Here is a 21898-nt window from a genome sequence, read left to right on the forward strand (position 1 = left end):
CTCCCCGCACCGGAGGCGGGCCGGCGCTACCCGGCTCCGCAGATCACGTCGTCCATGAGCCGGAAGGTGCGCCCGTAGACCGCGCGCGCCGCCTGCTCGTCGGCGAGCTGGGTGGTCAGCGAAAGCACCGCCACGCGGTCGCCGTCCGGGCTCACGCCGTTGGCGGTGCTCATGCCGGGCACGTCACCGCCGTGCGACCAGTAGCCGCCGCACCGGTTCGGGATGAACATGATGCCGAGGCCGTACCGCGCGCCGGGGATGAGGTCCTGGAACGTGTCGGCGAGCACCGTCCGGTGGAGCTGGGCCAGCTGCCGCGGCTTGAGCAGCCGGCCGCGCTGCAGCGCCTGCCAGAAACGGGCCAGCTCGGTCGGCGTGGTGACCAGGTCGCCGGCCGCCCCCGCCACGGTCGGGTTGAACAGGGTCGTGTCGGTCAGCGGGCCCCGCGGGGTCCACTGCTGGTAGCCCTTGGCGTGCGGCGCCGGCAGGGACGGCCGGTCGCCCGGCGACGAGGTGCGCCGCAGCCCGAGCGGCTGGAGGATGCGGGCGCGCACCTCGGTGGCCCACGACCGGCCGGTCACGCGCTCGATGACCATGCCGGCGAGGATGTAGTTGGTGTTGGAGTAGTCCCACCGGGTCCCGGGCGCGAAGCCGGGTTCGTGTTTCATCGCCAGGGCCACGAGATCGACGGCTTCGTAGTGGTCGAACCGGTGCGCCAGGTAGGCCTCGTGGGAGTTCAGCACCGCGAGGTCGTCGGTGTAGTTGTGGATGCCGCTGGTGTGCTGGAGCAGGTGGCGAACGGTGATCCGGCGGCCGTCGTTGCCGTTGCCGGCGACCGTCCCGGGCAGCCACCGCTCGACCGTGTCGTCCAGCGACAGCCTGCCCTCGCCGACGAGCTGCAGCACGACGACCGAGACGAAGGTCTTGGTGTTGCTGCCCATCCGGAAGTAACCGTCGAGCGGCACCGGCGTGCCGCGTTCGAGGTCGCCGACGCCGGCACGCGCACGGGTGGTGACACCGTCGACCCGGGTGATCCCCTGGGCTCCGGTGATGCCGAGGTCGTGCAGGTCGTCGAGCGCGACCTGCAACCGCCGGTCGTCGCGGGTCGGCCCGGCGGCGGTGGCCGGCACCGCGCTGCCGGCGACCAGGGCCGCCGCCAGCGCGGCGGCCAGGGCCCACCGGCCCAGATGCGTGGACATGACAGGGAACCTCCAAGGGATCCGGGTGAACCAGGAACCTTGACGGTAGGAAGCTTCTCGCTGCGTTCCCATCCGGCAGTCCCCCCGAAGCGGGGTCGGGTTAACCCCCGCGTACCCGCCTTTGCGCGTCCGCTCGCGCTCGTCCACAGCCGCGGCGGCGGCGAGATCGTCCGGAGACGCGTGGCGGCCGGGGCCGCTGATGCGCCGGGCGGCGCAGCGCAGCACGGCGGCCGGCGCCGGGGCGCCGCCGTGCTGGACCGCCATGGCCTGGGTGACGGCGGCGAAGATCCGGTCCTAGCGGTCGGCCTGCTGGGTCGCCGACTCGACGGAGGGGGACGCGCTCGGTTCGGTCGGCGCGGCGGCCGGGGTCGGGGCGCGGCGGCTGGTGCTGCGGGACACCGCGACGCCGGCGAGGCACAGGACGCCGCCGAGGGCCGTCAGCAGGCCCGGCACCTCGCCCAGGAAGATCCAGGACAGCAGGACGACCACGGCGGGGACCGCGTACGTCGTCGAGCCCATCCGGCCGGCGGTGGAGCGGGCGAGCGCGAACGCCCACGTGGTGAAGGCCAGCGCGGTCGGGAACGCGCCGAGGTAGCCGACCCAGAGGATCATGCTGACCGGCGCGTCCTGGACCTCGGAGATCAGCTGCCCCGCGAACGGCAGGCAGGCGACCGTGCCGATGACGCAGCCGAACGTGGTGACCTGCAGGGCGGAGGCATGGCGCAGCGCGGGTTTCTGGCCGACGACCCCGGCCGCGTACGACAGCGCCGCCACCAGGCACAGTGCGACGCCGAGCAGCGAAGACCGGCCCCCGCCCGACATGGACACCCCGACGACGACGGCGCCGGCGGCCGACACGGCGAGGCCCGCCATGAGCCGCGGCGGGAATCCCTCGTGCAGCAGCCATCCGCCGAGCAGCGCCATGATGATCGGCCCGACGTTGATCACCATCGCGGCGGTGCCCGCGTCGACGAGGCGCTCACCCCAGTTGAGGGTGATCATGTAGAGGCCGAACCAGAGCACGCCGGAGATCACGATGCCGGGCCAGGCGCCCCGCGGCGGCAGCCCCTGGCGGCGCACCAGCAGCACGGCCAGCAGGCAGGCCGAGCCGACGAGGAGCCGGCCCAGGGCCAGCGCACCCGGCGAGAAGTGGGGTGCGGCCGCGCGGATCGCCACGAAGGCCGAGGCCCAGAGGACAACGGTGACGGCCGCGGCGGCCAGCGCGCTTCGCGAGGTCCGGCGCGCGGAATCCACCATGAACGACAAACCTCCGTTGCGGTTGCCGACAGCTCGGGCCCCACCGGAATCCGCGGCGCTCGGGGTGCGGCCGGCCCGGCGACCGTAGCACGGGCCACGAATGCCTTCGCATTGCCTATACGCCTCGACGTACGTCGATTTGCCGACCGTAAATGTGCGGGAATTCGAATACCGTGGCGCGGGCGGCACGGCCCGAGAAACGCCAGATGTCCGGCTCGTCGGTTTAGTAGCGAACTCAGGTGATTGCGACGGTCCGGATCGTCGGGATTCCCTCGCCGGCGAGGGGCGTGGCGGTGTCGGACGGACGACAGAAAAGGCGGTAAAAGCGGGTGTCGAAGCGCCCGGACCAGCGTTTTTAAGCACTTCAATACCGAAAATTAAGCGTCTCTATAAGGCTCGTTGACAGCCCCAAGTGCCTGGCCTACGTTTCCCGTCGAAGGTTGCCGAAACCGCAGTGGGAAAGCTTTCCAGGACGTCGTGAAGGCGTAATCCTGCGGCCGGGACCACGAATGCGCGTTCCCCGCATCAGGAAGGTGATTCTGAACGTGGAAGCCAAGTCACGGGACGAGGATGTCAGACATTTCCGGTGTCTCGGCATCGGCGCGGGGCCGGCGAATCTGAGCCTGGCCAGCCTGATGCACGGGCACTCCGAGATCACGAACCGCTTCATCGAGCGCCGGGCGACCTTCGGGTGGCACGACGGCCAGCAGATGCCCGGCGCGACCCTGCAGGTGTCGACGCTGAAGGACCTCGTCACGCTCTCGGACCCGACGAACGCCTTCTCGTTCCTGTCCTACCTGCACGAGCAGGGCCGGCTGTACCACTTCATCAACGCGCAGTTCGACGCCGTGCCGCGGCAGGAGTTCCGCAACTACATGCGGTGGGCCAGCCAGCGCAACGCCAACATCGCCTTCGACGAGGAGGTGCTGTCGGTCGACTTCGACGGCGAGTTCGTGGTGCGCACGACCGGTGGCACGATGCGGGCCGACAACATCGCGATCGGGGTGGGCACCGAGACCTGGGTGCCGCAGCACGCCCGGGACGCCCTCGGCCGCACCCAGTTCCACGTCAGCGAGTTCCTGTACCGCACGGCGGAGCTGGCCGGCAAGCGGGTTGCGGTGGTCGGCGGCGGGCAGTCCGGGGCCGAGGCCTTCCTGGAGCTCATCTCCCGTCCCGCGAACGAGCTCCCCCGCCGGGTGGCCTGGGTCTCCCGCCGGCCCAACTTCCTGCCGATCGACGACTCGCCCTTCACCAACGACTACTACATGCCGTCCTTCTCGGACTACTTCGCCAAGCTCGAGCGGACCACCCGTGACGCGTTCAGCCGCCGCCACGTCCTCACCAGCGACGGCATCTCCGAGGCGACCCTGCGCGACATCTACCAGCGGGCCTACCTGCACCGGTTCGTGCACGGCTGCGTGGACCTGTTCGCCCTCTACCCGAACCGGGAAGTGCTGCAGGTGACCGGGGCCGAGGACGAGGGCTGGAAGATCACCCTGGCCCACAACGACCTGCACGACGTCGGCGAGGAGCTCGACGTCGACGTCATCGTCTGGGCCACCGGCTTCCGGCCGGCCCGGATGGACTTCCTCGCCCCGATCGCGCACCGGCTGGAGCGCGAGGGCGACGAGCTGCGCATCGACGACAGCTTCGCGGTGGCCTGGGACGGCCCGGCCGACCGCAACATCTTCGTCCAGAACGCGGCGCGCGGGCAGCGCGGGCTCGCCGACCCCAACCTGAGCCTGCTCGCCTGGCGCGCCCAGCGGATCGTCGACAAGATCCGCGGTGTCCGGACGGAGAACCAGACCCCGTCGTTCATCGAGTGGTCGAGCAAGCAGGAAGTGGCGTCGTGACCACCGACGTCGCCGTCGTCGGTGCCGGCATCGTGGGCACCCTGATCGCCCGCGAGATCAGCCGCCGCGACCCGGCCGCCCGGGTCGTCGTGATCGACCGCGACGCGGCGGGTTCCGGGGCGAGCCGGCGCTCGGCCGGCCTGCACTTCCCCCGGGGCGCCTCGGCCCGGGTCCGGGACATGGCGGGTTACAGCGAGGCCTACTACGCGCGACTGGCCGAGGAGGATCCCGGCGCCCCGATCCATCCGCTCGCCATGACGGTCGTCGCCGACGCCGGATCGGCCGATGCGGTGCGGGAGGCGTACCTGCCGAGCGCGAAGCTGACCGAGACCGCCGGCACCGGCCGGCCGGACGTCGCGGTGCCGCCCGGTGGTCGCGCCTGGACGGTCGAGGGTGGCCAGTACGCCGAGGTCGGCGCGCTCGCCGCCCGGCTCGCTCCCCCCGGGGTACGGGAGGGCGTGGCCGTGACCGCCGTCCGCCCCGGCGACGACGCCGTACGGCTGAGCCTGTCCACCGGCGCGGACCTGATAGCCGGCCGGGTCGTGCTGGCCCCCGGCCCGTGGACGCGGGACCTCGCGTGGCGCGAGCTGCTCGCCCCGCTGGAGATCAAGATCAAGCGGATCGTGGCGCTGCACGTCGACACGCCCGTCGACGCCACCGACCCGTGCATCGTCATGCACGACGAGGACGCGTTCCTGCTGCCGCTCCGGCACCGCGGCCACTGGTTGTTCAGCTACACCTGCCAGGAGTGGGACGTCGACCCCGACGCCGCGGCGCCCGCCCTGACGCCGGACCACCTGCGCGAGGCCCGCGCCGTGCTCGCGCGGTACGCACCCGAACTGGCCGGCCGCTGCACCACCGGACGCGTCTTCTGCGACGCGTACACCCCCGACCGGCAACCCGCCGTCCGGGCCCTCGACGCGACCGGACGCGTCGTCTTCGCCGGCGGCGCCAACGGGTCGGGGTACCGCCTCGGGCCCGCCATCGCCGCGGAGGCCGTGGACCTGCTCGACACGAAAGGCCAGTGATGATTCTCAGCACCTACGACGTGGCCGACCTCTCGGACGCCTTCGGCATCGACATGAGCAGCATCGACGGTCTCGGGGTCGGCGCGGGCTGGGGCCGGGTGCGGCCCGGGGTCAGCTCGGACCCGCACCAGCACGACGAGACCGAGACGTTTGTCATCGTCGCCGGCACCGGTGACCTGATCGTCGACGGGCGCCGGCACCGGGTGCAGCCCGGCTCGGTGGCCCAGTTCGAGCCGTTCGAGACCCATGTCGTCGCCAACGACGGCACCACTGACCTGATCTTCGCCACGCTGTACTGGCGGGACGCCGAGCGGGCCGGCGAGCGGGCCGGCACCGTCGAACGGGGCAGGCTGCGCGACCGTCCGGTCTTCGTCTTCTCCACGCCCCCCACCCCCAACGGGGACCTGCACCTCGGTCATCTCTCCGGCCCGTACCTCGGCGCCGACGTGTACGTGCGCTTCCAGCGGCTGATCGGCAACCAGGCCTGGCACCTGACCGGCAGCGACGACTACCAGAGCTACGTCGTCGAGTGCGCGCGCCGCGAGGGCCGTACGCCGGCCGAGACCGCCGCGCACTACAGCGCCGAGATCGCCCGGACCCTTGAGCTGCTCGACGTGCCGCTGGACCAGTACACGGTGACCGACGCCGACCCCACCTACCGGGCGCAACTGCAGGCGTTCTTCTCCCGGCTGGTCGCCTCCGGCGGAATCGCGCCCGGCGAGGCTCCCGCGCTGCGCGACGGCGAGACCGGCCGCTACCTCTACGAGGTGGACGTCTCCGGCGGCTGTCCGCACTGCGGCTCGGGCGCCGGCGGCAACATCTGCGAGGAGTGCGGCGAGCCGAACTTCTGCCACGACCTGGTCGACCCGGTCGCCCGGCACTCCGCGGTGCCGCCCGTCGCCGGCACACAGAGCCGCTACCTGCTCCCGCTGCACGAGCACGCCGACGAGGTGGCCGAGCACCATCACCTCGGCCGGGTGCCGGCCCGGCTGCGCGAGCTCGCCGAGCGGCTGTTCGCCCGCGGCCGCGTCGACGTGCCGGTCAGCCACCCGTCCGGCTGGGGCGTGCCGCCCGCCGAGACCGACCTGACCGATCAGGTCATCTGGGTGTGGCCCGAGATGTCCTACGGGTTCCTGCACGGCATCGCCGAGCTGGGCGAGCGCCTCGGCACCGGCTGGCAGGCCCACGAGCCGCGGCCGGACTGGAAGATCGTCCACTTCTTCGGCTACGACAACAGCTTCTACCACGCGATCCTCTACCCGGCGCTGTACAAGCTGGCCTATCCGCAGTGGACCCCGGACATCGACTACCACGTCAACGAGTTCCTGCTGCTCGACGGCGCGAAGTTCAGCACCAGCCGGCGGCACGCGATCTGGGGCAAGGAGATCCTCGGCCCGGACACCGTCGACGCGGTGCGCTACTACCTCTCCCGGATCCGCTCGGAGGGCCGGCGGACCAACTTCGAGCTCGCCGCGTACGAGGCCGCGGTGCGGGACACCCTGATCGGCGGCTGGCAGCAGTGGCTGCACGACCTCGGGCGCCGGGTCACCGAGACGTACGGCGCAACCGCGCCCGACGCCGGCAACTGGACCCCCGAGCACACCGCCTTCCTCGCCCGGCTCTCCGCCCGCCTGACCGCGGTGACCGGCGCGCTCGGCCCGGACGGGTTCTCCCTCAACCAGGCCTCGGCCGAGCTGGACGGCATCGTCGCCGACGTCCGCCGGTTCGTGGCGCAGGAGGCGCGGGTGGCGCAGTCGGCGGGCTGGCGCGCCGAGGCCCGCACCGCCGTCGCCCTGGAACTGGCCGCGGCCAAGCTCCTGGCGACCTGCGCGACGCCGGTCATGCCCCGCTTCGCCGCCAAGCTCGCGGAGTCTCTCGGCGGCAGCCCGGTCACGGCCTGGCCGGCCACGGTCACCCTGGTCGAGCCGGGCTCGCCGATCAGCCTGGCGGACCGGGTCTTCTTCCGGGCGCCCGGCGCCGCCCCGGCCCCGGCCGCCGGCCCGGCGCACCTCGGCTGGCTGAGCGAGACCGTGACGGCGCTGCTGGAGCCCGGCCAGGAGGTCGCCGGGCACACCCTCACCGAGCTGGGCGCGACGTCCCTGCACGCGGTGACCCTGCAGTACCAGATCCTCGAGCACTGCGGCGTGGAACTCAGCATCGACGAGCTGCTCGGTGCGGCCACCGTGACCGACCTCGCGGCGGCCATCGCCCGTCCGCCCGCCCTCGCCGGGGCAGTGCCGGCATGAGCATCCAGGAGCTGCTGCGCGACATCGGCGCACGCGGGCTGGCCATCACGGCCACCGGGGGCGACCTGCGCCTGCAGGGACCGACCGAGCGGATGGACGCCGAGCTGGTGTCCCGCATCCGCGCCCTCAAGAGCGACCTGCTGACGCACCTCGAGGCGCCGCCGGGCGACCCGACCACCCCGCTGCAGCGTGCCTATCTGGTCGGCCGCGGCGACGTGGCGGAGCTGGGTGGCGGCGCCAGCCACGTCTACCACGAGTTCGAGGGCAGCTGGAACGTGCCGCGGCTGGAGGCGGCGCTGGCCTCGGTGGTCGCCCGGCACTCCGCGCTGCGCACCGAGTTCACCCCGGGCGGGCGCCAGCTCGTGCACGACGACGTACCGGTGCACATCCGGATCCGGGACCTGCGCGCCCTGGCGGCCGCCGACCGGGAGCGGGCCCACGCCGCCTACCGCGAGCGCGCCTCGCACCGGGTGCTGCCGCTGGGCCGGCCGCCGCTGGTGCACGCCGAGGTCAGCATCCTGGCCGACGACCGGATGGTGCTGCACGTCAGCCACGACGGCCTGGTGATGGACGGGATCAGCATGTTCCTGTTCTTCCGGGCCTGGTGGCAGGCGTACCGGGGAGAGACGCCGGCCGGGCCGGAGGCGGCGTTCGGCGACTACGTCCGCGAGCTCGAGCAGGCCGCCGGGTCTGCGCCCGCGGCGCGATCGCTGCGCTGGTGGCGCGACCGCCTGGACGACCTGGCGCCGGTGCCCGACCTGCCGCTGGCGACGAACCCGGCCGCGGTGCGGCGCCCCCGCTTCACCCAGCGGGAGGTCCGCCTCGAGCAGGGACAGTGGGCGAAGCTCACCAGAATCGCCCGGCGGCGCGGCCTGACGCCGAACGCCGTGCTGCTCACCGCGTACGCCCAGACGCTGGCGTACTGGGGCGCCGGGGAGCGGTTCACGATCAACACCACGGTGGCCAACCGGCCGCCGATCCACCCCCGCATCTTCGACGCGATCGGCAACTTCTCCGACGTCATGCTGGTCGAGGCCGTCGTCGAGGCGGACGCGGACTTCGCGCGGCGGTGCGTGCGGATCCAGCAGAACCTGCGCCAGGCCCTGGAGAACAGGCACGTCTCGGGCGTCGAGGTGCTCCGGGAGATCGGCCGCAGCGGCCGCCCGGCCCGCGCGCCGTACACCTTCAACTGTGCCATCGGGTACGTCCGGCCGGGCGTCGACGGCTCCGCCCTCGACCTGTTCGGGCCCGAGGTCTTCACGGTCAGCCAGACGCCGCAGGTGTACCTCAACGTCTTCGCGATGGAGCAGCACGGCTGCCTGATCGTCCAGGTCGACTCCGTCGACGAGCTGTTCCCGGACGGGCTGCCGGCCGCCCTCGTGGCCGGCTACCAGCACCTGCTGGAGAGCCTCTGCGACGACGCCGGGTGGGACCCGGCGCACGTCGACCTGCTCCCGGCCGGCCAGCGGCGGCGCCGGGAGCAGGCCAACGCCACCGCGGCGCCGGAGAGCGGGCGGCTGCTGTGGCAGGACATCCTCGACCGGGCGGCCGAGCGGCCCGACGCGCCGGCGATCATCACCGCGCACGGCGGGGTGTCCTACGGCGAGCTGGTCCGCCGGGCCCGGGGCGCCGCGTGCTGGCTGGGCGAGCGCGGTGTCGGCCGCGGCGACCTGGTCGGGCTGGTCATGCGGCGCGGGCCGGAGCAGATCGTCGGCATCCTGGCCACGCTGCTGACCGGGGCCGCCTACCTGCCGGTGGACGCCGGGCTGCCCGCGGCGCGGCGGGCCTTCCTGCTGGAGGACGGCAAGGTCCGGTACGTCCTGACCAACGCCCCCGGCGCGGAACCCGACGCGCTCCTGCTCGACGACGTGCTCTCGGCCGAGACCGTGGACTCCCCCGCCCGCGCACACGTCGACGACCTGGCCTACGTGCTCTACACCTCCGGCACGACGGGGCAGCCCAAGGGCGTCATGGTCAGCCACCGCAACGTCGCCAACGTGGTCGCGGACTGCACGGCGCGGTTCGGCGTCGATGCCACCGACCGGTTCTTCGGCATCAGCGGGTTCAACTTCGACCTGTCGGTCTACGACGTCTTCGGCGCCCTGTCGGTGGGCGCGGCGATCGTGCTGCCCGACGCGGACCGGGCCGCGGATCCCGCGCACTGGCTGGACCTGTGCGCCCGGCACGGCGTCACCGTGTGGAACTCGGTGCCGGCGATCGTCGCGCTGCTGCACGAGCAGGCCGCCGCCGATCCGTCCCGGCTGGACAGCCTGCGCCTGGTCATGATGAGCGGCGACCGGATCCCGCCCGAGCTGCCGGCCGCGCTGCTGCGGCTCAAGCCGGACCTCGAGGTCGTCTCGCTGGGCGGCCCGACCGAGACGACGATCTGGAACATCCTGCACCCGATCGGCGCCGCCGACGACGGGAGCCGGCCGGTGCCGTACGGGCGGCCCAACCGCAACAACACCGCGTTCGTCCGCGGGCCCCAGGGCTGGGACCGGCCGGACTGGGTGGCCGGCGAGATCTGGGCCGGCGGCACCGGGGTGGCCCGCGGCTACCACGGAGACACCGAGCGGACCGCGGAGCGCTTCGCCGACGGGCTCTACCGCACCGGCGACCTGGGCCGGTACCTGCCGGACGGCTCGATCGAGATCCTCGGGCGCAGCGACTTCCAGATCAAGATCAACGGCTACCGGATCGAGGCCGGCGAGATCGAGGCCCGGCTGGTCGGGCTCGCCGCGGTGAAGCAGGCCGTGGTCGTGCGGACGTCCGGTGCGCACGGCGACCGGCTGGTGGCCCACCTGGTGGCCGCCGGCACGGCTCGGCCCACCCTCGGTGAGCTGCGCGAGCAGCTGGCCGTCCAGCTGCCCGACTACATGATCCCGAGCGGGGTGGCGTGGCACGAGAGCCTCCCGCTGACCCGCAACGGCAAGGTCGACCGGGGCCGGCTCGCCGAGACCGCGCCGGCCGCGGAGCCAGCCGCAGAACCGGCACCGGGTGCGGCCCCGGCCGGGTCCGGACCGGCCCTGCCGGCCGACTCCGTCGAGGCCGAGCTGGCCCAGCTGTGGGCGGGCATCCTGCGGGTGCCCACGGTGGCGCCGGAGGCCAGCGTGTACGACCTGGGCGGCGACTCCCTGGCCGCCGCCCGGATCCTCACCGAGGTACGCAAGCACTTCGGTGTCACCATCCCGCTGGAGCAGATGTACGAGGTCCGGACCGTACGCCTGCTGGCGCGGCGACTGCGGGCGGACGCGTGATGACCGACAACCTGATCAACCAAATGGTGTCGGCAGTTCCGGCGCCCGGGCACCGGCTGCGGATCGCCCGGCTCGGCGGCGACCAGAGCATCGAGCTGACCGAGGTGCACGCCGCGGCGGACCGGCTCGCCGCGGCCCTGTACGCCGAGGGGGTACGCCCCGGCGACCGGATCGGCATCCTGGCCGCCAACAGCCTCCAGTGGGTGCTGCTGGATCTCGCCGCCCTCCGGATGAAGGCGGTGACCTGCGGGTTCGAGCCCGGCAAGTTCGACGCCACCCCGCAGACCGCCGACGAGTACGGGCTCACCCTGCTGTTCACCGACGCGCCCGTCTCCGGCGACGCCCGGATCAGGCCGATCGCCCAGGTCGACAAGCTCGCCGAGCGTCCGGGCGGGATCGCGCTGCCCTGGCAACGGCACGAGGCGACCACGATCAAGTTCACCTCGGGCAGCACCGGCCGCCCCAAGGGCCTGGCCGCCTCGGTGGGCAGCATCGACGCGTCGCTGCGGGCGGTGCAGGAGATGTTCGCCCACGGCCCGGACGACGACATCTTCGTGTTCCTGCCGCTGTCGTTGCTCCAGCAGCGGTACTGGGTCTACTCCGCGCTGGTCTTCGGCCACGACGTGACGATCAGCTCGTACGCGGCGGCCTTCGCGGCGATGCGGCGGACCCGCCCGACGGTGGTCATGGGGGTGCCGGGCTTCTTCGCGACGGCCCAGCGGCACATCGAGGAACAGGCCGCCCGCCGGTCGATCGATGTCACCGAGGCGTCGCAGGCGCTCTTCGGCGACCGGATCCGCTACCTGTGGACCGGATCGGCGCCGGCCGACCCGGCGACGCTGCGGTTCTTCGACGACTGCGGGATGCCGATCTTCGAGGGCTACGGGCTCAACGAGACCTGCATCGTGAGCAAGAACCACCCGAAGGCGAACCGGCGCGGCAGCGTCGGCCAGGTCCTGCCGGGCAAGCAGGTCCTCATCGACGCCGACGGCCGGGTCTGCGTCCGCAGCGACGACCCGGTCGGCATGCGCTACACCTACGCCGCGCCCGGCGAATCCGAGCGCGTCTTCGGCACGGACGGCGTGGTGCGCACCGGCGACCTCGGCCGCATCGACGCCGACGGCTTCCTCTGGATCGGGGGCCGCGCGGACGACGTCATCGTGCTGGACAACGGCAAGAAGGTGGTGGTCCGGCCGATCGAGGAGCAGCTGCGCGACAGCCCGCTGATCGACCAGGCCGTGGTGTTCTGCCCGGCGCAGACGCACCTGGTGGCGGTGGTGTCGCCGGCCGGTGCCACCGACCCGGCCGCGATCGAGCGGCACCTGGCCCGCACCAACGCGGCGCTGGAACGCGACGAGCAGATCCGGCGGGTGGTGGTGGCCGCCGAGCCGTTCAGCATCGGCAACGGGCTGCTGACCTCCCAGTACAAGCCGCGGCGGGCCCAGATCCTGGCGCGGTACTCCACGGCGATCACGGCGAAAGGCGATGGTGTGCATGTCCACTGATCTTCAGACGATGGTCCGCGACCGGATAGTGCAGGTCCTCACCGACGTCACCCCCGCCGAGCTGGACATGTCCGCGGACCTGGCGGGCCAGTACGGGCTCACCTCCCTGAACAAGGTGCTGCTGGTGATCTCGGCGTGCGACGAGTCCGGCGTGGACGTGGCCCACTTCACCGAGCAGGACATCGCCGCGGTCCGCAGCGGCGACGACCTGGTCTCCGCGCTGTCCGCACACCAGGGAGCCGTGGCATGAGCTGGGCCGAGCAGGCGGCGGCCGCCCGGCTGGAGGACGACGTCGTCCTGCTGCGTCCGGTGCGGGCCGAGGACCGGGCGGCGATCCACGACGTGGCGATGGACCCGGACATCTGGCGCTACTTCGTGTCCCGGGTGGAGACCCAGGAGGAGTTCGACGCGTTCTTCGAGACGATGCTGGCCGATCTGCGGGCCCGCAAGCGCATCCCGTTCGTGGTGGTCGACAAGGCGTCCGGGCGCATCGCGGGCAGCATGAGCTACGGCAACCTGGCCGAGCCCGACCGGCGGCTGGAGATCGGCTGGTCCTGGCTCGGCCGCGACTTCCGCGGCCAGGGCCTCAACCGGCCGGCGAAGCGGCTGTTGCTGCGGTTCGCCTTCACGGTGCTGGGCGCCGAGCGGGTGGAGTTCAAGACCGACGTGCTCAACGAGCAGGCCCGCGCGGGGCTGCGCGGCATCGGCGCGGTCGAGGAGGGCGTGCTGCGCAGCTTCAACCCGATGCCGGGCGGGCGGCGCCGCGACGCGATCTTCTACAGCGTGCTGCGCACGGAGTGGCCGGGGGTCGACCGGATCCTGGCCGCAGCCGCGGCGGCGGTGGCCCGGTGACGATCCCGTCCGTCGTGCTGACCGGCGGCCCGTACGAGCGCGGGCTGCGGCACGGCCGCGCCCGGGCCGGGGCGCTGCACGACTTCCTGGACGACGGGCTGGCCCGGCTCGACCGGATCCTGCCCCGGCCGGTCGACCGGGACGAGCTGGAGCCGCTGCTCGACCGCTACGCGGCGGCGATCACCGAGGCGCTGCCCGAGCTGGCGGAGGAGATCCGCGGGCTGGCCGACGGCGCCGGGCTCCGGCACCGCGACGCGGTGCTGCTCCAGGTGCGCCGGGAACTGCTCGGCTACTCCAAGGTGCCGGCGATGGGCGACTGCACGACGTACGCGATGGCCGGCCCGGCACCGGTGCTGGCACAGACGGTCGACCTCAACGGTGATCTCGACGACCAGATCACCGTGCTCAACACCGGGCGGTCGCTGCTGCTCAGCTTCGGTGGCCTGCTCGGCTACCTCGGGCTCAACAGCGGTGGCCTGGCGGTCGGCCTGAACCTGGTCCTCGGCGGGCAGTGGGGGCCGGGCGTCCCGCCCTACCTGGCCATCCGCCACGTGCTCGACACCTGCGACAACGTCGGCGACGCCGGCAAGCAGCTGGCCGCCCTGCCGCTGGCGAGTTCCCGCTGCTTCATGCTGTGTGACCGGGAGCAGGCCGGCTACGCCGAGGTGCTCGGCGACCGGGTGCGGTTCCGGGCGATGGCGCAGCCGGTGCACACCAACCACTACCTCGACCCGGAGTTCGTGGCGCACGACGAGCTGAACGTCTTCGCCCGTAACTCGTCGCTGCGCCGCCTCGAGGCGTGCCGGGCCGCGCTGGCCGCGCTGCCGGCCGGTGCCGGCGCTGAGGAGCATCTGGACCTGCTCGCGCGGGCGCCGATCACGGTGGCGGGCGACGGCGACATCCGCCGCGAGCGCACGGTCGCCGCCGTCGTCGCGCTGCCCGAGCGGGGTGAGCTGCACGTCCGCCCCGGGAATCCAGCCCGGTCGAGCACGGAGGTGTTCACGCTCCGATGACCGTCCTGCTGAGCGGAGCCGCGTACGAGCTGGGCGAGATCGAGGTCCCGCACCGCGAGCTGCCGCACTTCGCCGACCGGCTCCGCGAGCACCGGATGCCCGACCAGCCCGCGCTGTGGGGCTGGGGCAGCGTACGGCGCACGACCCGGTCCGTGGGAGCGCTGGCCGTGGCGAGCGGGCGCGCGACCCTCGCCGCCGCCGGCGCGGACCCGGCCGGGATCGACGCCGTGCTGCTGTGCTGCACGCGTTTTGCGGGCGGCCCCGAGACGCACGGCGGCTTCGTCGCCGAGGTCATGACCGGGCTGGGGCTGCCCACCGCCGCCTGCACCGGGATCACGCTCAACCGCTGCACCAACCTGCTGGCCGGCATCGACCTGGCCACCGCCTGGGTGGCCGCCCGGCGCCACCGCCGGGTCCTGGTCGTCACCGCCGACCGGGTCGCCGCCGAGGATGCCCGCTTCGAGCAGTTCGCGCTGTTCAGCGACGGCGCCGCGAGCTGCCTCGTCGCCGACGCCGCACTCGGCGCACCGGCCTTCGAGGTGCTCGGCTGCGCCGGCGCGCAGCACAACGCCGAGCTCGACTGGTCCCACGAGATCAGCCCGGAGCTGGCCCGGCAGGTCAACGACGACCTGGCCAAGACCACCGGCGTGGCGACCGGTGACCTCGCCGCCCTGCTGCCCGCCAACCTGTTCCTGCCGCTGCTCGCCATGAAGGAGCGGCAGGGCGGCTTCACCGCCGCGCAGCTCGACACCGGCAACGTGGCCCGGCTGGGGCACTGCTTCGCCGCCGACCCGCTGATCAATCTCGCCGACCGGATCCGCCGCGGTGACATCACCGACGGCTCCACCTACCTGCTCGCCGTCAGCGTGCCGGGCGCCCGCCACGGAGTCCTGCTGCGCGCCCGAACCACGTCGTAAAGAACCGGGGAGGACACAGTGCCCGCCATCGAACTGCCGGACAGGACCACGTCACTGTCGGCTCGGACGTTCGAGTTCGACCCGTCCGCCGCCGCGCCGGCGAGCGCGATCCTCACCGGTCGCCCCGCCGAGGCGCTGCACCGGCTGCTGCGCGACCAGGAGAGCCAGGTCGGCCTGCTGGTCGCCCGCCGCGTCGTCGCGGCCTTCCTCGACGAGCACACCGCGCGGCGCAGCGTCCCGGCCGAGGACGCGGCGGCGCTCACCGCCCGGATCGTCGGCGTCCGCGCCGGCCTCGCGTCCCGGCTGGAGGCGCTCGCGGCCGTCGCGGACACCGAGGTGCGCGACGCGGTGCTGCGCCAGCGCGCCCCCCTCGCGCTGCTCGGCGGCTGCTGGCTGGACACGCTCTCGCAGCCGGCCACCCAGCCCGCGGTGATCGTGAACCAGCTCTTCGGCCAGCACTTCGTGCTGCACGGCGAGGGCAACCCGCAGCGCGGCATCCACCACCAGCGGCGCCGGGCGCTCGAGGAGGCCGGTGTCTACCTGCCCGCGATCGACGCGGTCGACTTCCTCAGCCAGGCCCGGACCCGGGACCTGACCGCGCTGCACGGGCTGTTCCAGCTGTCGCTGTCCCGCCTGTCCGCCAGCTTCCTGCCCGAGACCACCGGCGCGCACGTGGCCCATCACCTGCTCGGCGTCGACGACCGGCTGCTGGGCCGCACGCCCCGGCTGAGCGACACCGACCTGGGCGAGGTGCTGCTCGACTACGCCGCGGCGGCCGGCCCCGCCGACTGGCAGCGGCTGGTCACCGCCGCCGATCTCGTCGTCGCCCTGGAACGCGAGCATGTGGACCTGCTCGAGGCGACCGCCCGCTGGTACGCGGACCTGCCGCTGGAGGGCAAGGTCTGCGAGATCATCGGGCGGCATGCGCCGTACGCCGGCCGCCAGCACGGCGAGGTCCGCGTCGCCGGCCGCAAGCTGTCCGAGCTGCTGGACGACCCCGAGCTGAACCTGGCCGCCTTCGTCCGCACGATGCGCAACTCGCGGCAGCTCAAGGCGATCCGGGGCGGCGACGGCCGGTTCCTGCGCGCCATCAAGTTCGGCGGGCCGATGTTCGGCATCTTCGACGAGCGGGAGGCCGCCGTCTTCCGGGCCTGGGCCGAGGCGGCCGCGGCGGGCACGCTGCCCGACACCGACCCGCCGGTCAACCGCCTCGGCGACCAGGCCGCGGCCCGCTGGACGGCGGCGCTGCGCGCGGCCGAGCCCGCCGATGTCGGCTACGCCGTCGCCGCGCCGCCCGACGACCGGGCGTTGTTCCACCGGCTCGTCAACATCGAGTCGTACCCGAACACGTTGCCGATCGCCCGCGAGCACGCGGCCGCGAACCTGGCCGCCGCCGAGATGCTGTTCACGTTCGGCGCCGGCGGCCGGTTCACCGACGCGAGCTGGCTCGACTACACGCCCGCGGCGCTGCTCGAGCGGGTCGAGCAGATCTACTGGAAGAAGCTCGTCGACCCGTACCGGCCGCTGACCGAGATCCCGGACCGGGACGAGGTCGTCTTCGGCCAGAAGACGTACGCGCTCGGCAGCCTCATCGACGGCGCCTGGGCGCACCGGATCGGCAACGTGGGCCGCTACCACCGGATCAGCGACGGCATGCTGGCGTCGATCTACGCCGACGAGATGGGCCGCGGCGACGTCCGCAAGAACCACATCACGCTCATCGTGCGGGTGCTGCACAGCATGGGCATCGACGTGCCGCACATCCGCGACGACGCCTTCCTCGACCAGGGCGAGCTGCCCGACCACCTGTACGGCTTCTCGATCCACCAGCTGAGCCTGGCGCTGTTCCCGGACACCTTCTATCCGGAGATCCTCGGCTACAACCTGGGCATCGAGATGTTCGGTCTCGGCGAGATGCGCCTGCACGAGATGCAGAAGCTCCGGCATCACGGCTTCGACCCGGGTTACGAGGAGGCGCACCTGTCGATCGACAACTTCTCGGCCGGGCACGCCCGCCAGTCGGCGGAGATCATCGTCGGCTACCTCGACGAGGTGGCGCGCACGGTCGGCGCCGACGCGGTGGCGCCCGAGTGGCGGCGGATCTGGCGGGGCTACGCCTCGTTCGCGTACTTCGTCGAAGCCACCCTGGTCCGGGCGATGAGCGCGCCGGCCGCGACCGCGGAGATGACGATCTGATGACGCTGCTGAGCAACGCACGACCGACCCTGGCCGGCCTCGACCCGGCGATGCTGCAACTGCCCTTCTACACCGACCGGCACACCGACCTGGCCGAGCGGGTCACCGCCTGGACCGCCGGGCACGCCGGGCTGTGGCAGCGGCCCCTGCCGAGCCCGCCCGCCGAGCACGGCCGCACCCTGCTGCGGGAGCTGGGCGACGCCGGTCTGCTGGGCTTCCTGGATCCGCGCGGCCCGAGCGCCGACGGTGACCTGCGGTCGCTGTGCCTGGCCCGGGAGGCCTTCGCCTACGCCGACGACCTGGCCGACTTCGCCTTCTCCATCCAGGCCCTGTCGGCGACGCCGATCCTGCGCCACGGCTCGCCCGCCCAGCACGAGCGGTTCCTGCCCGGGCTCGCGGCCGGCACGCTGCAGGGAGCGTTCGCGGTCTCCGAGCCGCAGGCGGGCTCCGACCTGGCCGCCGCCGCGACCCGGGCGACCCGCGACGGTGACGGCTATGTCCTCGACGGGGTCAAGGCGTGGATCGCCAACGCCGGCACGGCCGACGTCTACGTGGTCCTGGCCCGGACCGGGGAGGGCGCCGCCGCGCTCGGGCTCAGCATGTTCCTCGTCCCGGCGGACACGCCGGGCGTCCGGATCGAGCCCGCGGACCTGGTCGCCCCGCGCGCCTTCGGTCACGTGCACCTCGAGCAGGTGCGGCTGGGCGCGGACGCGTTGCTGGGCCGCTCCGGCGCCGGCTTTGCGATCGCCCTGGAGGTGCTCGACCGGTTCCGGATGACGGTCGGCGCCGCCGCCGTCGGGTTCGCGCGCCGGGCGGCGCACAGCGCCCTGCGGCACACCCGGGACCGGGCGATCTACGGCAGCCGGCTCAGCGACCTGGGCACCGTCCGCGCGACCCTGGCCGACATGGACGTACGCCTGAACGCCGCGGGCCTGCTCGTGGCCCGCGGCGCCTGGGAGGCCGACCGGGCGGCGCGCTACCAGAAGCACTCGGCGATCGCCAAGGTCTACGCCACCGAGGCGGCACAGTCCATCGTCGACGAGTGCGTGCAGATGTTCGGCGCCGCGGGCCTGGTTGCCGACAGCATCACGGAACGCCTCTACCGTCAGATCCGATCACTCCGCATCTATGAGGGCGCCACCGAGGTCCAGCGCGAGGTCATCGCCGGCTCGTTGGACCTGCGACGCGCTCAGCTGTGCGGCGCGATCTTCGACGTTCCGTGTGAGTTGTGAGAGGACCGACCGTGCCCGACCTGAACCCGATCACCGCGGTGACCGCCGCCGATCCGTACCCCTACTACGCCGCCCTGGCCGCCGACCGCCCGTTCGGCCGCGACGAGGACCTGGGCCTGTGGGTGGCCGCGGACGCGGCGTCCGTCACCGCGGCGCTGCACGAGCCCGCCCTGCGGGTGCGCCCGCCGGCCGCGCCGGTGCCCGCCGGCATCGTCGGCACGCCCGCCGGGGAGGTGTTCGGCCGGCTGGTGCGGATGACCGACGGCGCGCCGCAGCAGCGGCTCAAGCGGGCTGTCGTCACGGCGCTCGGCAGCGCCGACGCGGACCGGGTCACCGCGGTGACCGCTGAGCGCACCGCGTACGCGATCAAACGTCAGGCCCCGCTGCGCGAACTCATGTTCGGGGTGCCCACCCAGGTCGTGGCCGTCCTCAGCGGACTGGACGACCCGGCGGCCGACGAGGCGAGCGCGTTGATCGCCGACTTCGTGCAGTGCATCCCGGCCACCGCGACCCCGGAGCAGCTGGCCCGGGCCGCGACGGCCGCCGCCGCGCTGCGGGACCTGCTCGGCCCGGCGCTCGACGCCCGCGGCGACGGGCTGCTCGCCGAGCTGGTCCGCGCGGCCGGGCCGGACGCCGAGCCGGCCGCGGTGCTCGCCAACGGCCTCGGGCTGCTGTCGCAGACCTTCGACGCCACCGCGGGGCTGATCGGCAACACCCTGGTCGCCCTGGCCCGGGACGCCTCGCGCCGGGGGTCCGCCCCGACCCGGGCGGTGGTCGCCGAGGTCGCACGGCACGACGCGCCGATCCAGAACACCCGGCGGTTCGCGGCCGAACCGGTCGTGGTCGCCGGCACCCAGCTGGCCACCGGCGACGCGGTCCTGCTCGTGCTGGCCGCGGCCAACCGGGACCCGGCCGTCAACGAGGCGCCCGCGGAGTTCCGCACCGACCGGCCCGATCCCGCGGTGTTCACGTTCGGCGCGGGGGCACACGCGTGCCCCGGACGGCTGATCGCCACCACGATCGCCGCCGCGGTCGTCGACGGGGTGCTCTCCGCCGGTCTCGCCCCGGCCGGCACCGAGCCGGTCACCTACCTGCCACTGGCGAACGCGCGGATCCCCGCGTTCTAGCCGGCCGCTGTCGCCGAAGGAGCCCACCTTGCCCCACCTCTGGTTACGTCACGAGACCCGGCAGACCGAACGCCGTACCGCCATCACCGCCGTGGACGCGGAGCGCCTCGTCCGCGACGGCGCGACCGTCACCGTCGAGGAGTCGCCGCAGCGGGTCGTCGAGATCGAGCGATACCGCGCGGCCGGCTGCCGGATCGTGCCGGCCGCCACGTGGTTCGACGCACCCGACGACGTGGTCGTCGTGGGGCTCAAGGAGCTTCCGGTGCTGCCGGCCGCCCTGCGCCACCGACATGTCTACTTCGGTCATGCCTACAAGAACCAGGAGGGGGCCCAGGAGCTGCTGCGCCGGTTCGCGGCCGGTGGCGGCATGCTGCTGGACGCCGAGTACCTGACCGACGACGCCGGCCGGCGGCTGGCCTCGTTCGGCTACTGGGCCGGGTATCTGGGCGCCGCGCTGTCGATCCTGCGGCACCGCGGCCGGTTGACGACGCCGTTGCACCCGTACACCAAGGGCGAGCTCGACGCGGCACTGGCGCCGCGCACCGGCGAGCCGGCCCCGCGGGTACTGGTCATCGGCGCGCAGGGCCGCTGCGGCCAGGGCGCGCAGGACGCCCTGGCCGCGGCCGGTCTCGCCGCGACCTGCTGGGATCTGGCCGAGACCCGCGAGCTGGACCGGGCCGCGCTGCTCGACCACGACCTGCTGATCAACACGGTCCTGGTGCACGAGCCGGTGCCGCCGTTCGTCACCCACCGCGACCTCGACAGCCCCCGCCGGCTGTCGCTGATCTGCGACGTCACCTGCGACGTCACCTCCGACTGCAACACGCTGCCGATCTACCAGCGGGTCACGTCGTGGCCGGAGCCGGTGGTCCGGCTGCGCGGCGGCGGGCACCCGCTGGACCTGATCGCCATCGACAATCTGCCCTCGCTGCTGCCGGCGGAGGCCAGCACCGCCTTCTCCGCCCAGCTCACCCCGCTGCTGGCCCGGCTCGACGATCCCGCCGACCCGGTCTGGCAGCGCGCCGCCGGCGAGTTCCGGCTCGCCCTGCAACGAAGGACCGCCGATGTCTGAGCCGATCGCCGCCAGCGGCACCGTGCACTGGGCCGGCCCCGGCCTGTCCACCGGCAGCGGCCTGGCCGAGCTGGCCGCCGCCACGCCGCGACTGACGCTGTGGGGCCGTTCCGTCGCCAGGGCCGAGCACCGCCTCGCCGGACTCGGCCTGTCCGGCCGGGTGGCCGCCGCGGACATCGCCGGGCTGTCCGGGGCGGTCCGGCCCGGCGATGTCGTGATCTCCATGCTGCCGGCCACCGAGCACGCCGGGCTGCTGCGGCTCTGCCTCGACCGGGGTGCCCACTTCGCCTGCACCAGCTACACCTCCCCCGAGCTCGCCGCCGCTGACGGCCCGGCCCGCGCCGCCGGGCTGGTGGTGCTCACCGAGGCGGGCCTGGATCCGGGCATCGACCACCTGCTCGCGCACGACCTGGTGACCCGCGCCCGCAAGGCGGTCGGTGACGGCCCGGCATCCGTACGGTTCACGTCCTTCTGCGGCGGCGTGCCGGCCGAGCCCAACGACTTCCGCTACCGGTTCAGCTGGGCCCCCCGGGGCGTGCTGTCGGCGCTGGGCTCCCCCGCCCGCTCGATCGAGGGCGGTGTGCCCCGCACGGTCGAGCGTCCCTGGGAGGCGGTCTCGGCGTACGACCTGGACGGCGAGGCGTTCGAGGTCTACCCCAACCGCGACAGCGTGCCCTTCCTGGCCCAGTACGACTTCCCGGCCGGCTGGCGGCCGGAGACGTTCGTGCGGGGCACCCTGCGTCTCGGCGGCTGGCGGGCGGCCTGGCGCGACGTGTTCGCCGTCGTCCGCGACGGCAGTCCCGCCGACCTGGACGCGCTCGCCGCCGAACTCGCCGCCCGGTACCCGATGCGTCCCGGTGACCGCGACCGGGTGGTGCTCGCGGTCGAGCTGAACGTCACCGCCGACGCCGGAAGCTGGTCCGGGCGCTACCTGCTCGACGCCGTCGGAGACGACCAGGAGACCGCGATGGCCCGGGCGGTGTCGCTGCCACTGGCGTACGGCGTCCTCGAGATCCTCGCCGGGGCCACCCCGGCCGGCCTGCACCGGGCGCTGGCGGACCCGGCCGCGGCCGGCCGCTGCCTGACGTTCCTGCGCGGGCGAGGCCTCGACTGCGTGCTGAGAAATTCCTGACCCGTCCGCCGAACC

At 73.5% G+C, this 21898-nt stretch carries 16 protein-coding genes; 14 read left to right on the forward strand and 2 right to left on the reverse strand.

Features of this window, described 5'->3' with window-relative positions; genetic code table 11:
* Positions 1-26: 26 nt before the first annotated feature.
* Together ACIBQZ_RS37515 and ACIBQZ_RS37520 are read right to left on the reverse strand one after the other, a co-directional pair.
* Positions 27-1196 (reverse strand): serine hydrolase domain-containing protein, encoded by a 1170-nt coding sequence (locus ACIBQZ_RS37515; RefSeq protein ID WP_396093659.1) that lies wholly within the window; start codon positions 1194-1196, stop codon positions 27-29.
* A gap of 294 nt (positions 1197-1490) precedes the next feature.
* Positions 1491-2453, reverse strand: coding sequence for a DMT family transporter (locus ACIBQZ_RS37520; RefSeq protein WP_396093661.1), 963 nt, complete (start codon positions 2451-2453; stop codon positions 1491-1493).
* A 545-nt stretch (positions 2454-2998) separates the two neighbouring features.
* Here ACIBQZ_RS37520 and ACIBQZ_RS37525 point away from each other — a divergent pair.
* From ACIBQZ_RS37525 to ACIBQZ_RS37590, 14 genes are read left to right on the forward strand one after another with little or no spacing between them, the layout of a single operon-like run.
* Entirely contained in the window at positions 2999-4306 is a 1308-nt protein-coding gene (locus ACIBQZ_RS37525) for a lysine N(6)-hydroxylase/L-ornithine N(5)-oxygenase family protein (RefSeq protein ID WP_396093662.1), read from the forward strand.
* Positions 4303-5334: an NAD(P)/FAD-dependent oxidoreductase gene (locus ACIBQZ_RS37530; protein WP_396093663.1), complete on the forward strand. Its 1032-nt coding sequence runs from the start codon at positions 4303-4305 to the stop codon at positions 5332-5334. The genes ACIBQZ_RS37525 and ACIBQZ_RS37530 overlap by 4 nt, the downstream gene beginning before the upstream one ends.
* Positions 5334-7580 (forward strand): class I tRNA ligase family protein, encoded by a 2247-nt coding sequence (locus ACIBQZ_RS37535; RefSeq protein ID WP_396093731.1) that lies wholly within the window; start codon positions 5334-5336, stop codon positions 7578-7580. The genes ACIBQZ_RS37530 and ACIBQZ_RS37535 overlap by 1 nt, the downstream gene beginning before the upstream one ends.
* Positions 7577-10837 carry an amino acid adenylation domain-containing protein gene (locus tag ACIBQZ_RS37540; protein ID WP_396093664.1) on the forward strand — a complete coding sequence of 1087 codons (3261 nt, stop codon included), beginning with the start codon at positions 7577-7579 and terminating at the stop codon, positions 10835-10837. Before ACIBQZ_RS37535 ends, ACIBQZ_RS37540 begins: the two co-directional genes overlap by 4 nt.
* Complete coding sequence (locus ACIBQZ_RS37545) at positions 10837-12342, forward strand: AMP-binding protein (protein ID WP_396093665.1); 1506 nt, start codon at positions 10837-10839, stop codon at positions 12340-12342. The genes ACIBQZ_RS37540 and ACIBQZ_RS37545 overlap by 1 nt, the downstream gene beginning before the upstream one ends.
* On the forward strand, positions 12332-12592 hold the full coding sequence (locus tag ACIBQZ_RS37550; RefSeq protein WP_396093666.1) for an acyl carrier protein: 261 nt from the start codon (positions 12332-12334) through the stop codon (positions 12590-12592). Before ACIBQZ_RS37545 ends, ACIBQZ_RS37550 begins: the two co-directional genes overlap by 11 nt.
* Positions 12589-13194: a GNAT family N-acetyltransferase gene (locus ACIBQZ_RS37555; protein ID WP_396093667.1), complete on the forward strand. Its 606-nt coding sequence runs from the start codon at positions 12589-12591 to the stop codon at positions 13192-13194. Before ACIBQZ_RS37550 ends, ACIBQZ_RS37555 begins: the two co-directional genes overlap by 4 nt.
* Entirely contained in the window at positions 13191-14207 is a 1017-nt protein-coding gene (locus tag ACIBQZ_RS37560; protein WP_396093669.1) for a C45 family autoproteolytic acyltransferase/hydolase, read from the forward strand. The genes ACIBQZ_RS37555 and ACIBQZ_RS37560 overlap by 4 nt, the downstream gene beginning before the upstream one ends.
* Positions 14204-15124: a 3-oxoacyl-ACP synthase gene (locus ACIBQZ_RS37565; protein ID WP_396093671.1), complete on the forward strand. Its 921-nt coding sequence runs from the start codon at positions 14204-14206 to the stop codon at positions 15122-15124. The genes ACIBQZ_RS37560 and ACIBQZ_RS37565 overlap by 4 nt, the downstream gene beginning before the upstream one ends.
* An 18-nt stretch (positions 15125-15142) precedes the next feature.
* Positions 15143-17320 (forward strand): iron-containing redox enzyme family protein, encoded by a 2178-nt coding sequence (locus ACIBQZ_RS37570; protein WP_396093673.1) that lies wholly within the window; start codon positions 15143-15145, stop codon positions 17318-17320.
* The gene (locus ACIBQZ_RS37575) at positions 17320-18552 is read left to right on the forward strand and encodes an acyl-CoA dehydrogenase family protein (protein ID WP_396093674.1); all 1233 of its coding nucleotides are present in this window, start codon (positions 17320-17322) and stop codon (positions 18550-18552) included. The genes ACIBQZ_RS37570 and ACIBQZ_RS37575 overlap by 1 nt, the downstream gene beginning before the upstream one ends.
* Before the next feature lie 11 nt (positions 18553-18563).
* On the forward strand, positions 18564-19679 hold the full coding sequence (locus tag ACIBQZ_RS37580) for a cytochrome P450 (protein ID WP_396093675.1): 1116 nt from the start codon (positions 18564-18566) through the stop codon (positions 19677-19679).
* 28 nt (positions 19680-19707) lie between these two features.
* Entirely contained in the window at positions 19708-20751 is a 1044-nt protein-coding gene (locus ACIBQZ_RS37585; RefSeq protein WP_396093676.1) for a saccharopine dehydrogenase, read from the forward strand.
* Positions 20744-21883: a saccharopine dehydrogenase family protein gene (locus tag ACIBQZ_RS37590; protein WP_396093677.1), complete on the forward strand. Its 1140-nt coding sequence runs from the start codon at positions 20744-20746 to the stop codon at positions 21881-21883. Before ACIBQZ_RS37585 ends, ACIBQZ_RS37590 begins: the two co-directional genes overlap by 8 nt.
* The last annotated feature ends 15 nt before the right edge of the window (positions 21884-21898 follow it).

Source organism: Actinoplanes sp. NPDC049599 (assembly GCF_044465625.1).
Lineage (GTDB): Bacteria > Actinomycetota > Actinomycetes > Mycobacteriales > Micromonosporaceae > Actinoplanes.